This is a genomic window from Deinococcus arcticus (genome assembly GCF_003028415.1).
GTDB classification, from domain to species: domain Bacteria; phylum Deinococcota; class Deinococci; order Deinococcales; family Deinococcaceae; genus Deinococcus; species Deinococcus arcticus.
The window spans coordinates 1-14623 of the sequence record NZ_PYSV01000023.1 but is presented as its reverse complement, the minus strand read 5'-3'; the positions used below and the strand labels follow the sequence as shown (position 1 = coordinate 14623).

Annotated in this window: 7 protein-coding genes and 1 CRISPR repeat array; all 7 genes read right to left on the bottom strand. The window is 63.4% G+C overall.

The features are described from left to right. Positions 1–37 precede the first annotated feature (37 nt). The 7 genes from cas7c to C8263_RS19385 all read right to left on the bottom strand — a co-directional run bounded on the left by cas7c (position 38) and on the right by C8263_RS19385 (position 8931). Positions 38–964 carry a type I-C CRISPR-associated protein Cas7/Csd2 gene (gene cas7c, locus C8263_RS16825; RefSeq protein ID WP_107139295.1) on the bottom strand — a complete coding sequence of 309 codons (927 nt, stop codon included), beginning with the start codon at positions 962–964 and terminating at the stop codon, positions 38–40. Continuing rightward, positions 961–2994 (bottom strand): type I-C CRISPR-associated protein Cas8c/Csd1, encoded by a 2034-nt coding sequence (locus tag C8263_RS16820; RefSeq protein WP_107139294.1) that lies wholly within the window; start codon positions 2992–2994, stop codon positions 961–963. Before C8263_RS16820 ends, cas7c begins: the two co-directional genes overlap by 4 nt. Continuing rightward, positions 2987–3712, bottom strand: coding sequence for a type I-C CRISPR-associated protein Cas5c (gene cas5c / locus C8263_RS16815; RefSeq protein WP_107139293.1), 726 nt, complete (start codon positions 3710–3712; stop codon positions 2987–2989). Before cas5c ends, C8263_RS16820 begins: the two co-directional genes overlap by 8 nt. 14 nt (positions 3713–3726) lie before the next feature. After that, positions 3727–5985, bottom strand: a complete 2259-nt coding sequence (locus tag C8263_RS16810) for a CRISPR-associated helicase/endonuclease Cas3 (RefSeq protein WP_107139292.1) — start codon at positions 5983–5985, stop codon at positions 3727–3729. Positions 5986–6052: 67 nt separating this feature from the next. After that, on the bottom strand, positions 6053–7075 hold the full coding sequence (locus C8263_RS16805; protein WP_158263843.1) for a helix-turn-helix transcriptional regulator: 1023 nt from the start codon (positions 7073–7075) through the stop codon (positions 6053–6055). A gap of 87 nt (positions 7076–7162) precedes the next feature. Next, complete coding sequence (locus C8263_RS16800; RefSeq protein ID WP_107139290.1) at positions 7163–8737, bottom strand: tetratricopeptide repeat protein; 1575 nt, start codon at positions 8735–8737, stop codon at positions 7163–7165. A 53-nt stretch (positions 8738–8790) separates the two neighbouring features. After that, positions 8791–8931: a hypothetical protein gene (locus tag C8263_RS19385; protein WP_158263842.1), complete on the bottom strand. Its 141-nt coding sequence runs from the start codon at positions 8929–8931 to the stop codon at positions 8791–8793. A 322-nt stretch (positions 8932–9253) separates the two neighbouring features. After that, positions 9254–14504: direct repeats of the CRISPR family, unit length 37 nt; unit sequence GTCACAGCCCGCCTTCGGGTGGGCTGAGGATTGAAAC. Positions 14505–14623 lie beyond the last annotated feature (119 nt).

The following is a 14623-nucleotide window of genomic DNA, read 5'->3' as shown; positions in this document are numbered from 1 at the left end:
AGGGAAGCAGGCCGGGTTGATCGCCCGGCCTCAAGAGTTAGCCTTCCGCCAAGACAGTCAGCATGACACCGGGGTAAGCGTCCAGAGGTCCTTCGGCTGGCCGAGCAACGCTGTATTCCTCAAAGCGGCGCGGTGCTGCACCGTCCCCCAACGAGGGCACTTCAATGAGCTTGAACAGCTTGTGCGCCGGTGCCTTGCCCAGAGCGTTTTCGTGGCTGAAAACGTATAAACCCCGTACAGCCATTTCGCCCCGGCTGGCGCTGCGGTCCAGATTAAACAGGTTGGTCAGCGCTTCCCAGAACAGGTTGAGATCGTCTGTCGTTACGCCTGTGCCACCTTCGGTCACGGCGCGGCCCAAAAGAGGGTTGAAAAACCCATGCGCCCGGTAAAGCCCGTACGGCAGCACACTTTTCCGACCTATCTCGGTGCTGCCCGTCTCCATGCGTTCCTCGGTGGTGCGGGCCTGCCGGGTGATGGTGACGTCAATGGGCAGGACGCGGTCAATACTGCGGGCGAAGGTGATCTGCACGGGGCCGCGCACCTGCCCGGCATTCAGCTTGCCGGTGGACAGTACCGCGCCGAACATGCGGATGTCGTAGAACTGCGCGCACATGGCGTCGCGCAGGCGCGGGATGGACTTTTTGCCGCTCTTCTCATCGCTGGACAATTCCGGGGTGAGCGTTTTGGATGTCGCCTCAATGGCCGAGTTCAATGCCGTTTTACTCTGGATGAAGACCTCAATAGGGTTGCTGCGCTGTGAGTTTGAGAGCAGCAGGTAATCACGGACTTTGCGCTTAAGGGCCACATCCGTCACGAAGCCCAGTTGCGTTTCCGGATCGGTGCGCGGTGCATTTGCGGCGTCCGGATCGCCGTTGGGGTTGCCGTTGGTCACGTCGAACAGCAGGACAAATTCGTGGCGGACGGTGGGGTCACTGATGGCAGCGGTCTTCACTTCGGTCGTCATGCTTCATCTCCTTCGGGAGCGTTCTCGGCCTGCTCGTCGGCGGTCTTCTGTTCGGGCGTCCAATTGGCACGGATATCGCCGCGCTGGTGCCAGTAACCCAGCCCAAAGCGGCCCTGACCCTCCACATTCAGGGACATGGGGTAGCCCCCCCGCTCCACCAGCGTCCGCACCAGCCCCTCCATTTCCTCATTCAGGTAACGGCCCGCTTTGGGCAGGTGTGCCACAGTCGCCAGCTTCACCAGTTTTGGGAAGATCCCCGCCGGGGATGCCGACGCCGCGCCGAAGCTCCGTTGTACGCCCGTGGTTTTGAGGCGCTTCCTGTTCTGGCGGTAGCTGTACACCTGCTGGGCTTCCTCCAGCACGGCCAGCAGCCGCCCGCACAGATATGCGGGGTCAGATTCCAGTCTTTCCAGTCCGGTCATGAACTTCGCTCCTCCTTCTGCCGCCGTCTTGGCGTAATACAGCGAAAATTTCAGGGCTGCTGCCAGCGTCTTCAGGTGCCGCTGACGCTCCCATTCGTCCTTCTTCCTGTCCTGCGCCCCCTTCACCGTCAGTGTTCTGAACCGTTGTACCGCCTGCGCCAGCATCTCTAGCGGCGGCTTTACCCCCTCATAAGCTGTGCGGATCAGGTCGCGGGTCAGGTTGGCGTTCTTGCTGCCCAGCGCCTCCATCAGCGCGTTGATGTGATGTGGGTCGCCGGGCTTCCCCCATGCGTCGTTGATCGTGGTGGCGTTCAGATAGGCCCGCACATGCGGCAGCATTCGGCCCAGGTCGAGGTAGAGCCATTCCCGTAGGGCTGTGCGCCCCACATTCGGACTGAAAATTGCCAGGGCGAATTTGCTGCCATCCAGGAAGGTGAGGTGCTGCCCAGCGGCGTTCTGGATGTTCAAGAGACTGGAGAGCTGACTGAGCCGCGCCTCCGGTTTAGGTGGCGCAGGGGCGCTGGCTGCTGCTTTCGTGCCTTTCTTGACCTTCGGCTTGGGCTGTTCGTCATTGTCGCTGTCCGAGTCGCTGTCATCGGCCACAGGCGGACGCATCAGGTCGCCCAGCGCGCTCTCAAAATCAAATGATTCTGACGCCTTGGTTTCTGTTGCGCCTTCGCCGTATGAACTGCCGAGAGCGCCTTGAAAACTGAAGTCCTCTGCTGAGTGCAGGGGCCTTCCCTTCTCCACCCAGAAAAGCGCAACCTGATTGCGCAGGGTATCCAATTTGACCTGCTTGCCCACCTTGTCCATGACGATGATGCGGCGGTGTTGCTTGTCGCTTGCCAGGGCATTGAAGACGCGCGAAGCTGTATCGGCGCACTCGTAGCAAAGGTTGTTGTGCCCGCCCGTATCAGTGCGGCCCGATACAAAGGCATTGCTATTCAGCGAGTGCAGTGGCCCTGGCTTGCTGATAAGCTTCACGCCAACCGGAATGCGGCTGATAAGTGGTTTGACCTCGCCACAAACAGCGCATTCACCCGTGATCATTTCTTTCTTGTCGTCTCTGACAGCGATACGCTCCTGTGCCTCTGCCACCCAGAAAGCTTGTACGGCAGGCAACTGAAAGAGCTTCTTTCCGGCCAGTGGGCCGCTCTGCACCTGGAAGGCCACCCAGTCCTTCGATTTCACCTCGGCCCAGCGGGCGTCGTCCGCCAGCCATTCGCCTGCCACTGCCTTCTTCACCTGGGCAATGGCTTGCCTGATGTCGGCGTCCAGTTGTGGGGCATCCTCCATCTTGTCGAGGAGGGTCAAAAACTTGGTGTGCTTCTCAGCGGCGCGATCATCCACCTTGCCTTTGTCATCCACGCTGACGCCCAGCGCGTAACACGCCTCATCGGCCAGTGGATGCGGGTCTATGCCACTCGTTCGTCCCGTGTAGGGCCGCGCGAATAGAAGGCCTGACAGGTCAGCCTCCTCCAGGCGCGCGCCGCTCTCGCTGATCTGTACCACCCAGCGAATCGGCTGGGAGTAGTTATAGAAGCCCGTCGGGGGCAACGATTTACTGAACTCCTCGTCTCGGGCGTGCTTCACCAGGGCATCAAGCATGGCGGCCCTCCAGGGCGTCCAAGCGAGCGTAGGGATTTGCCGTATTTGTCACGACGTCCACCCAGCCGTCCTTGAGGTCCGCGTTGAAGTAAACGGCCTCCATATACCCGTCGGCCACGTCCCACTTTTTGCCGTCATGGCGCTTGAACTGCATTTCCTTGCGGGTCTTGCTCGGCACAAAGGCGATGTCCAGCAGCATATTCCCCAAGCGCTGATTGAGGCCTCTGTCCGGCTGTTCATCCGAGGTGGCGGCCTCGAACTCGGCGCTGAACTCGCGGGTGCCCAGGTAGGGCTGATGGCGGCATTGACCGCTCTGCGCCCGACGTTTGAAACATTCTGTGTGCTTCATCAGCAGATTGACGCCGTTCGCCTGCGCATAGGCGTGTGGCTGCAATACGATGTCCGCGTGAATCAGGTACTCCACGTCCTTGAGCAGCAGGCTAGAACGCTGCTGCCGGTCATCCTCAATGAACACAGGCGTCTTGCCCTGGCGCGTGCCCAGTTCATTTCGCAGGACAGTAGCCGTGGAACCGATCTTCACCACACCGATGCGCCGGATACGGTACTTGAACTCCGGTTTCCAGTACACCGCCTCTAGCGCCCCCCGCGCTGCGCTGGGGGTGATCACCGGGTAAGAAACGCGCTCCACCTTGAATTCCGGCCTGCTGAACAGGGCGTAATCGCCCCGCACGCGCAGGCAAACCGACAGATCATGCATATTGACCTCCTCTGTCAGAGCACATTGCTTCCGCCCGTCATGTAAATCAGGTCGGCGGGGTCACGATCTATGGGCAGCCCCACCAGGGAGTCGTATCCTCCTATCGCCTCAAGCAGGTAGATGTTTTCCTCCAGTTCACGAATGGCGTGCGCCTTTTCCAATTGACGGGCCTCGTGGGTGTAAATACTGACCACATACGGTTGCAGGGCACGCCAGCTCTTGCGGCTGGGGAAACGCTGCCACTGTTCCAGCGCGCGCTGGAAATCGCGATACGGGACGATGATGCTCACAGTGTCGTTCTCAATCAGGCGGTAAGCCTGGGCCACTTTCCTGAACTCCTGCTGTCTGCGGAGTGATTGCACCCCCGGTTTGTCAGGCAGAACGTCCGCATAGAGATCGCTGAAGTAACGCCGGAGAATATCCGTGCCGTTCAGATCGTGGTCTATGTCCTTCACGGTTTCCAAGATGGTTCGGGCTTTCTCGATGCCCTGCTGGTAGGGACCGCGCGGGGCCTTGCCGCTTACCGTCTGGAAGATGACGACGCGGCCCTTGCGCGGGCCGTTGCCGTTGCGATTGCAGCGGCCCGCCGCCTGGATAATGCGGTCAAGTGGCGCGAGGGCGCGGTAGACCACAGGAAAATCGAGGTCTACGCCGGCCTCGACCACCTGCGTGCTTACCAGCCGAACTTCAGCCTTCCGCTTCAGGCGTTCATTGATGGTATTAAGGACGTCCTTGCGGTGTGCACCGCACATCAGCGTGCTGAGGTGAAAGAGGTGTTTGGCCTTTTCCTCCTGAAGAGAGTGCAGCAGGCTCAAGGCGTCCCGCCGGGTGTTCAGGATGGTCAGGATTTGCGGCTCAGCCTTCAGTTCCAGGGCTAGGGCTTTCCAAGGAACGGGCTGCGGATACTGCCGGTGAAGGCTGTACTGCACCCGCTTCAGCTCTTCGAAATGCTCAGCGTACTGCGGCACAATCTCTGTCTGCGGCAAGTCACTGAAAGCATCGGTTAGCGCGTCGGCCTCAAACGCCGGCTGCGTCGCGGTGCAGAGCACCACGCTCACGCCATAGTCGTCCACCAGCGTTCGCAGCACGTCCAGGGTTGGCCCGCGCAGTTCCGGCGGGAGGGTCTGCACCTCATCCAGCACCAGCACACTGCGGGCGACGCGGTGCAACTTGCGGAGCTTGCTGGTCTTACGGGCAAACAGCGACTCGAACAGTTGCACAAAAGTCGTGCAAACAAGGGGTACGTCCCAGTTTTCTGCAGCCAGTTGCAGGCGTAGCGTGTGGGCATCTTGCTTCTCAGCCTTGTTGTCAGCCGGTTGCACGGCGCTGTGGTGCTCCAGCACGGCATCCGCGCCCAGCACATCGCGGTAGACCTCCGCGTTCTGGTCAATGATGCTCGTAAAGGGAATGGCGACGATAACGCGCCGTAATTCATTGCGCAGGGCGTGCTTCAGTGCGAAAGCCAGCCCACTGAGCGTCTTGCCACCGCCTGTCGGGACAGTCAGTCGGTAGATCCCCGGCTTACCTGTCGCCGCCTTCAAACACTCGGCGTACACCTCGTCTCTCACTGCCTGCACTTCGGCAGCGGTCTCTTTCCCCGAAATGCGCTGCTTCTCTAGCAGTCGCTTCCGTCCCACCTCGAAGCGTTCCCAGAGAGCATGGATGTCGAGGTCATGCTGTCTGGCCTTCGGCCGCTCCTCTCCAAAGTGAAATTCCGTGTCGAGAAAGTCGGCGTCTACGAGGGCTGAAGTCACCATGCGCGTGAACAGTTCCTGTTTCAATGGCGCTTCTGGCACCTTTTCCGGCGCGCCTGCTGGGTAGAGGCCGAAGGTTTTGATGGCCTGCGCCATGGCGTCCATCCGCTCGTCAAAATCAGGCTCGGCGGCAATTTTTTCCTCGCCTTCCCCCGCATTCTCCAGCCCGGCATGGTGGCCAAGCACGGGCAGCATGAACGTCGTGCGTTGCGGATGCTCAGCCAATCTGGACAAAAGTAAGGTCGCGCCCCATATAGCATGGGAAGGCCCTTTGCGGCCCAAATCTTCTCCTTTCGCCTCAGCAGCCTGGGCGTCGCGCAAATACTGCTGAAACTCTGGGTTGTATTTGCCCAGGTCGTGCCAAATCCCCAGCAGATACGCCAGATTGCCCGCCCCAAACACTTCTGCGTAGTTTCTGGCACGTTGAGCAGTGTCAAGCAGATGCGTTTTCAGGTCGTGGGGCTTCCCGCCACTCCCTTCACTTGGCGTGTGCGCCCAGTAGTTACCGGCCCAGGTCATGCCGAAACGTCCTTGATGGTCTGCCACTCCGGGTTTTCCTGGCTGGGGCTGTGGCCCATGTAGGTGCTCATGCGTGGTCTCCTTGTGCAGCGGCCTCCCGCAGCTCGTTCAGCCAGTGGGCGCGGAGATGGGCCGGGCCCAACACCTCCACCCGTGGCCCAAAACTGAAAATCCAGGCCAGGGCTTCACGCGGCAGACCGCTGCTGTCGGGTGGGGCCTGCAGGGTGGCATTCAGTGAACCGTCGGGGTTGGGGTCGCGGGCGTGTTTCAGGTGCGGGTAACCGCCCTCCTCGATGCGGTAGCGGGCATCGGCGCGAAACCGCAGGTGAATGGTGTCTTTCCGGCCGCCCTGCGCCCCCACAATGCCCCAGGCCGATTCGAGAAACTCGCGCGGCTGAAAATCGGCAGGGATGCGGTACTGCTCGCCCCTCAGCACCTCTGGCTGCTGCATGCGCGCCAGCTTGAAGGTGCGAACGGCGTTGTGAAACGTGGTCTCCCGGCCAATCACGTACAGGTCGAGGTTCTGCGGGTGAGGCTCGATCAAGTACGGCTCAATGATGTTGGGGCGAAGCTGACCGCTGCCCCCGGGCTTCTTGTACAGAAACCGCAGCGGATGCCCGCCGGTCCAGGCGTCAGCGGCGTGGCGCAGGTTCAGGTCTTCGGGGGTGCGCCGGCGCTTGCCCATATCGCCCAGGCTGCGGGTGGTCACCTCCCGCAGATGCTCGGGCAGCCAGCCGATAATGCGCTGCATGGCGCGTTTGTGGGCCTCGCCTTCGCCCGTCGCCCGGTGGTAGGTGAGGCGCAGGGCCGCGTGAAAAATCAGCAGTTCGGTGGCTGTGAGCGATTGCTGCGCGTGTTTGATGTGGTGCCGGGGTGGACGGGTTTTGGTCGAAACGACCTGCTCGCCCAACTCGGCGAGCGTCTGCACGTCACGCTGCATCATGCGTTCAGCGCGCCGCCATTCTTGGCTGTCCAGGCACAGGTCAGGGGCAAAGTGCAGGACCAGTTGCTTGATGGTCATCGGCCGGGCCCGGAGCAAGCCGGCCAGCAGGAACAGCCGCTGCGCCTGTCCAAGCGTTTCGAGGTCCATGCCAGCAGCATGACAAGTGGCCATGTCAGGGGTGGCGGGAAAGATTAAAGGCCAAAAATGGACTTAAATAAAGTGAGCTCCACTTACTCAAATAACATGCGCCCCATCCTGGACTTCGCGCCACTCCTGAACCCAGTTGTCGTACCGGCCGGCACAGAACAGGCTGGCCTGGGCCGGGGGCGGCACGGTCAGGGGCAGCCAGGTCGGCTCTGTCGAGAGGGCCAGCACATGGCCGTCAGCGCACACGGCCTCTGGCCACCCGAAGGCCAGGCGCAGCTGCCGCACGGCCTCGGCCAGCCGCCGCCGTTGACGGTCCAGGGAAGCCCCCCCAAACAGCTCCTCTGTCACCCGCTCACGGTTAAGGGTGCCGCCGTGCAGCAGCAGCAACACCAGCAGGGCCGCCGCGTCACTGTCGGGCCGCAGCGGCAGCTTCTCGCCGTGCATCCGCACCTCAACCGGGCCAGCGGCCTGAACCTGCACCCGCCATTCAGGCCGCCGAACGGACCTTCCCCACGCCATGAACAGCTCGGGAAACAGACAGGCGAGTTCCTCGGTCCAGGCGGCGCGGCCAGGTGGGGGTCCAGGGGGCACCGCCTTCCCACGCTGACGCTGCAGGTCGGCGGTCACCACGGCGGCGGCCAGCCGGTCATCGGCCGTGGTCAGCTGGGCCAGGCTCAGGGCCTGCGCCGCGCCCGTTATGTCCCCGTTCAGGGCCATGCCCATTGCCAGATCCAGGTGCAGGCGGTGGGGGGCGCCGCTGTCCACCCCCAGGTCCACCAGGGCGGTGGACAGGGCGTCCAGGGCGGCGTCCACCTCAGCGCGCAGCATCAGGCACAGGGCCGCCCCTCGGACAGCCAGCGGTAATTCGGCGCGCAGGTCCTTGAGCTGTTGCCCCGCCTGCTGAAAGGCCACCAGGGCGCGTGCGTACTCGCCGTGGCGCCGCCAGACGGCCCCCAGTCCGCGCCAGACCAGGGCGCGGTGTTCAGCGGCTTCGGGCCGGCGTGTCAGGCGCAGCGCCTCGGTGAGGGCCCGCTCGGCTGTCCGCAGGTCGTCCAGCCGCACACAGGTCATGCCCCGGTTGGCCAGGGCAGAGGCGCGGCCCCAGGCGTCGGCTCCGTATTCGGCGGCGGCGGTGGTGTATGCCGTGCGGGCCGCGAGGTCGTCGCCCGAGTTTGCCAGCGAGAGGGCGTACTCGGTGCGGACCAGCGCCCGGTCCCGCCCCCTCAGGCGGCCCAGCACGGCGCCGTACGCCGCGCGCCAGTCGCCCCTGGCTTCATAGGTCGCCCGGGGCCAGACGCGCGCGGCAATGGCGTCGTCTGGAGGGCAGGCCGCGCTCAGGGTCAGGGCCTGCTGGACATGGCCGCCCAGCAGTGCGGCGTAGGCTTCCAGGGCCGGAAAGGTGGCAGGCGGCCAGCTGGCCAGGACCTCCTTCAGGGCCTGCAGGTTTCCAGTGCGGTACGCCACGCTGCCCAGAACCTCGGCCCATCCACGGTCCTGGTGAAAGTGGGCGGGAACACCGTGAAGGGCTTCGGCCAGGGCCAGTCCATCCGCGCGAGTTTGCAGGTGGCGCAGCGCCCAATCGGCGTGGAGTCTGACCCGTTCCCAGTCGCCCTGCTGGACCAGATGGCCAAGCTGCTCTGTCACTTCGTCAAAGACCGGCACCACCCCAGTGTAGAGGCGAGGGTGGTATGCCCTCGCCCCGTGCTCCCCGCTGCTTAGCCGCCCACAGGATAGGTGCCTTCATCCTGCGGCCGCGGTAACGGCTGGGTCTCGCCCGGCACCGTGGGAGGCGGAACCTTCACCGCATGAGCACCAACACCCCAGACCAGAGCCAGCATCAAGACAATTGCGTTCATGGTTCACTCCCGTGGCGGCAACGGCCTTCGCCGTCGTCCGCGTGTACGAATCCGTCTGGATTCGTGTGCAGGAGCTTGAAACTCTGGCCCGACACGTCATGTCGAGTGACGTTTGAGGTGCCCGTGGCGTACCACGCTGGCCGCGCGAACCTGGTGCGGCGGCTTCACCCCTGGGGGGTTCGCGCGACCCCAAAAAAGTCGCCCGGGCGAGCAGGGTTCAGAAAAATGCGCGGAAGGAAGCGGCGGCCTGTGCTCCTTGTGCGCACGGTTCGCGCAAATCGCCTGGAAAGTTGCCTTCTGGACGTGTAAAAGGCAAACTACTGTCACAGCCCGCCTTCGGGTGGGCTGAGGATTGAAACAGCGATGACTACGCCCAAACCCTCACAGACCGCTTGTCACAGCCCGCCTTCGGGTGGGCTGAGGATTGAAACTTTAACGTGATGGTCATCACCCTGGCCGCCAGTCACAGCCCGCCTTCGGGTGGGCTGAGGATTGAAACCTCGAAGCAGCGCACCACGTCGCGGTTGATCTGGTCACAGCCCGCCTTCGGGTGGGCTGAGGATTGAAACCACCACAATCAGGGCATTGTGCCGGGTAAGCTCCGGGTCACAGCCCGCCTTCGGGTGGGCTGAGGATTGAAACAGTTCCTTATAAGCGGCAGCGTCCACCCCGGGCGGTCACAGCCCGCCTTCGGGTGGGCTGAGGATTGAAACCCTGTCTCGGTAAGCCCGTACAGGGTGCGGCGCGGTCACAGCCCGCCTTCGGGTGGGCTGAGGATTGAAACTGGTGGTCGAGCGCGAGGTGCTCAGCCCCACCGTCGTCACAGCCCGCCTTCGGGTGGGCTGAGGATTGAAACTCGGCAAACTCGCTCATGTCGCCGGATTCAAACGCGTCACAGCCCGCCTTCGGGTGGGCTGAGGATTGAAACCCGAAGAGGTGTACGTGATCCTGGGCGCCCTGGGCGTCACAGCCCGCCTTCGGGTGGGCTGAGGATTGAAACAACGCGCAGGCCCTGGAAGCCAAGGGCCTTGTGGGGTCACAGCCCGCCTTCGGGTGGGCTGAGGATTGAAACAGTGGGGCCCGTGGCGGTGCTGCCCGGGCCGCCGGTCACAGCCCGCCTTCGGGTGGGCTGAGGATTGAAACAGCAAGCGTTTTGACGCCGTGGTGGGTAAGGTGGTCCGTCACAGCCCGCCTTCGGGTGGGCTGAGGATTGAAACGCATGCTTTCCGGTCACCGAAAAGGGCGGCGTCGTCACAGCCCGCCTTCGGGTGGGCTGAGGATTGAAACACGTACAGCCCCCTGAACGCGGACAAGACCGCGCGTCACAGCCCGCCTTCGGGTGGGCTGAGGATTGAAACTCGATCTGGCCCTCCGCGCGCAGGCTGGCGGCCAGTCACAGCCCGCCTTCGGGTGGGCTGAGGATTGAAACTTCGCGCAGATCGTTCAGCACCCTCTGTTCCAGCGTCACAGCCCGCCTTCGGGTGGGCTGAGGATTGAAACTGTTTCCCCTCAAGAGTGGCGCAGCCAGCACGATGCCCCGGTCACAGCCCGCCTTCGGGTGGGCTGAGGATTGAAACGCCGCGTAGTACACGCCCCCGTTTTTCCGGCCGGCGTCACAGCCCGCCTTCGGGTGGGCTGAGGATTGAAACTTTCTCGAACACGCGGGCCTGCGCGTCGCCCACGTCACAGCCCGCCTTCGGGTGGGCTGAGGATTGAAACGGATGGACGATAGGCACCGATTACCTGCCCGTTGGGTCACAGCCCGCCTTCGGGTGGGCTGAGGATTGAAACTGTTGTCTGCGGTGCATCAGTAGTCCCCATCGGGTCACAGCCCGCCTTCGGGTGGGCTGAGGATTGAAACACTCAGGCGCAGCCACTGCACCCCCGGGGCGGGGTCACAGCCCGCCTTCGGGTGGGCTGAGGATTGAAACACCCCCGCAGAGCTGCCTGCGGTCCTCAAGCCCTGTCACAGCCCGCCTTCGGGTGGGCTGAGGATTGAAACTGCCGGATCTGGGCGCCCAGCTCGATGCCCAGCAGGTCACAGCCCGCCTTCGGGTGGGCTGAGGATTGAAACTCGGTCATGGCCTTGGTTTGCAGGTCGAGCACCGCGTCACAGCCCGCCTTCGGGTGGGCTGAGGATTGAAACCTCTCGGGTGGCGCCGGGCAGGTTGCTGTCTGCCAGTCACAGCCCGCCTTCGGGTGGGCTGAGGATTGAAACGTTCAGGGTGTAGGTGGTGGCGGGGGCAGCGGTGGTCACAGCCCGCCTTCGGGTGGGCTGAGGATTGAAACACGCCGATCGACTGGCGCAGCCGGCCCGTATCGAGTCACAGCCCGCCTTCGGGTGGGCTGAGGATTGAAACTCCAGCAACACCAGGGCCACGTCTTGTGTGATGGGTCACAGCCCGCCTTCGGGTGGGCTGAGGATTGAAACTGCGTGGCTGTCACGTCCACCTCGCCCAGCACCGGGTCACAGCCCGCCTTCGGGTGGGCTGAGGATTGAAACATCGGCGGGTATGAGTGGCGCGTCGATGCCAGCACGTCACAGCCCGCCTTCGGGTGGGCTGAGGATTGAAACACGGGGCTATAGCCAATACTCAGCTCGTTGATGTCACAGCCCGCCTTCGGGTGGGCTGAGGATTGAAACATCGGCCATAACCCGGGAAAATTCGGCCAGCAGCGTCACAGCCCGCCTTCGGGTGGGCTGAGGATTGAAACTGCCGGAGTTCCTGCGGGCGCTGACGGCGGGGGGGGTCACAGCCCGCCTTCGGGTGGGCTGAGGATTGAAACAGGTTTTTGGTGCGGCGGCGGGTACCGTCAGCAAAGTCACAGCCCGCCTTCGGGTGGGCTGAGGATTGAAACGCGGCGGATGGTGCGGAGTTTGGACGTTGCACTATGTCACAGCCCGCCTTCGGGTGGGCTGAGGATTGAAACCGGGTGGCGGTGTCGAGTGCGTGACTGTCCCCCCCGGTCACAGCCCGCCTTCGGGTGGGCTGAGGATTGAAACCCCATGACGGTGGTCGATGCGGCCCGTGGCCTGCTGGGTCACAGCCCGCCTTCGGGTGGGCTGAGGATTGAAACTAGTGGAAAATGGGGGGCGCGTGCCCCCCCCGCCGTCACAGCCCGCCTTCGGGTGGGCTGAGGATTGAAACTCAGGTCCACCAGGGCGGCCACGATGGGCGCGCAGTCACAGCCCGCCTTCGGGTGGGCTGAGGATTGAAACATGTCAGCGGCCGTGGGCCCGCCCTGCACGCTGGTCACAGCCCGCCTTCGGGTGGGCTGAGGATTGAAACCACGGGCGGGGGGTGCTGGACGTGACCCGCCCCAGTCACAGCCCGCCTTCGGGTGGGCTGAGGATTGAAACATCTGGGCGCAGGCTGCAGCCGGGCACGCGGCGCAGGTCACAGCCCGCCTTCGGGTGGGCTGAGGATTGAAACACCCCCCAGCGCCCGCACCTGGGCGCAGAGCTGCGGTCACAGCCCGCCTTCGGGTGGGCTGAGGATTGAAACTAAAATTCGTTTTAGGCGAAATTTAATGCCCTGGTCACAGCCCGCCTTCGGGTGGGCTGAGGATTGAAACCACGGTGCGGCTGGGCAATCTCAGGGCAGCAGACGTCACAGCCCGCCTTCGGGTGGGCTGAGGATTGAAACTTGGAAGGTTTTGAGGCGGCGCGTGGTGGCCCGGGTCACAGCCCGCCTTCGGGTGGGCTGAGGATTGAAACTGGACGTGGGGCATGGGGGCGCTGACCCCGGGTGCGGTCACAGCCCGCCTTCGGGTGGGCTGAGGATTGAAACGGCGGTCTGCCCGTCGATCTGGGCGGTGACGGTGGTCACAGCCCGCCTTCGGGTGGGCTGAGGATTGAAACCCATGCTGCACAAAGATGAAAAACCCGACCTCTACGTCACAGCCCGCCTTCGGGTGGGCTGAGGATTGAAACTCAAAGGATGACCACATGAGCAACCTGACTGAACGGTCACAGCCCGCCTTCGGGTGGGCTGAGGATTGAAACAGGTGCAGGCCCGGACCAGGCAACTGGCCGCCGCGGTCACAGCCCGCCTTCGGGTGGGCTGAGGATTGAAACATCTCACCCGCGTCCAGGGCCTGCACCGGCGAGAGTCACAGCCCGCCTTCGGGTGGGCTGAGGATTGAAACTTGCGGCATACACGGTGATGTACGGCGTATCGGGGTCACAGCCCGCCTTCGGGTGGGCTGAGGATTGAAACCGGTGGCCGAGTGCGCCTTCCAGCAGCTCAAACGCGTCACAGCCCGCCTTCGGGTGGGCTGAGGATTGAAACCTCTGGTGGTGCCTGAGCGGCTGTATGTGCAGGAGGTCACAGCCCGCCTTCGGGTGGGCTGAGGATTGAAACGTCACCAAAGAGGGGCTGCTGACGGGACCACCTGGTCACAGCCCGCCTTCGGGTGGGCTGAGGATTGAAACGTCCACTTCTGCACGGCCTGACTGGCCGCGTCAGTCACAGCCCGCCTTCGGGTGGGCTGAGGATTGAAACTCTTTATTGCGCTCACCGCTCAAGGCAAATTGGGGTCACAGCCCGCCTTCGGGTGGGCTGAGGATTGAAACAGTGGGGTTCAGCCACACGGCCCGGACGTGCTTCGTCACAGCCCGCCTTCGGGTGGGCTGAGGATTGAAACTCAAGGGCCAGGGCATAGACCCCATGGCCGCCGTCACAGCCCGCCTTCGGGTGGGCTGAGGATTGAAACTCCTGGGCTCGGGGTCCGTCCGGTGTCTCCGGGTCACAGCCCGCCTTCGGGTGGGCTGAGGATTGAAACACCTGCTCGCCAGCGGTCTGCTGACGGTGCTGTCACAGCCCGCCTTCGGGTGGGCTGAGGATTGAAACAGCTGGACGGTGGCCCGTGACAGCGACAACATCCCGTCACAGCCCGCCTTCGGGTGGGCTGAGGATTGAAACTGGATTGCTGGGGGTCACCCCCGGCTTGAACGGCAGGTCACAGCCCGCCTTCGGGTGGGCTGAGGATTGAAACTCTGCGGTGGGCTGGGGGCTGACCCCGGGCATCATCGTCACAGCCCGCCTTCGGGTGGGCTGAGGATTGAAACGGCATCCACGTCGGCCAGGCTCTGGGCCACGGGGGGTCACAGCCCGCCTTCGGGTGGGCTGAGGATTGAAACTGCTGCTGGGCAACGTGGCCCTGGCCCAGGTTGACGTCACAGCCCGCCTTCGGGTGGGCTGAGGATTGAAACTCAGATTCAGGATCTGGCTTCGCCCCCCACGGTGGTCACAGCCCGCCTTCGGGTGGGCTGAGGATTGAAACAGCAACCAGCGCGGCTTTCAGGTCGTCCCCTCTGGTCACAGCCCGCCTTCGGGTGGGCTGAGGATTGAAACATCCGGATCCGCCCCATCTGGAACGCGCCGCGCCCGTCACAGCCCGCCTTCGGGTGGGCTGAGGATTGAAACCTTGAAATTCCCGGCCTCGGCGGCGGTTTTGGCTTCGTCACAGCCCGCCTTCGGGTGGGCTGAGGATTGAAACTCCCGGGTGGCGCGAAAAAGGGGTCCAGGCCAGGGTCACAGCCCGCCTTCGGGTGGGCTGAGGATTGAAGACCTGTTGCGCAGTAGCCGAAGGGGGAGCGGGGCGACGGGAACCGTCGCCCCGCTGGCTTAGCCCTAAATTTAGTGTGTGGATAGGTAGAGTCGGCGTTGCCAGCGGAGATTGACGAGTC

Coding starts and splice junctions, on each gene's coding strand:
- cas7c (WP_107139295.1), bottom strand. CDS start 964: ATGACGACCGAAGTGAAGACCGCTGCCATCAGTGACCCCACCGTCCGC.
- C8263_RS16820 (WP_107139294.1), bottom strand. CDS start 2,994: ATGCTTGATGCCCTGGTGAAGCACGCCCGAGACGAGGAGTTCAGTAAA.
- cas5c (WP_107139293.1), bottom strand. CDS start 3,712: ATGCATGATCTGTCGGTTTGCCTGCGCGTGCGGGGCGATTACGCCCTG.
- C8263_RS16810 (WP_107139292.1), bottom strand. CDS start 5,985: ATGACCTGGGCCGGTAACTACTGGGCGCACACGCCAAGTGAAGGGAGT.
- C8263_RS16805 (WP_158263843.1), bottom strand. CDS start 7,075: ATGGACCTCGAAACGCTTGGACAGGCGCAGCGGCTGTTCCTGCTGGCC.
- C8263_RS19385 (WP_158263842.1), bottom strand. CDS start 8,931: ATGAACGCAATTGTCTTGATGCTGGCTCTGGTCTGGGGTGTTGGTGCT.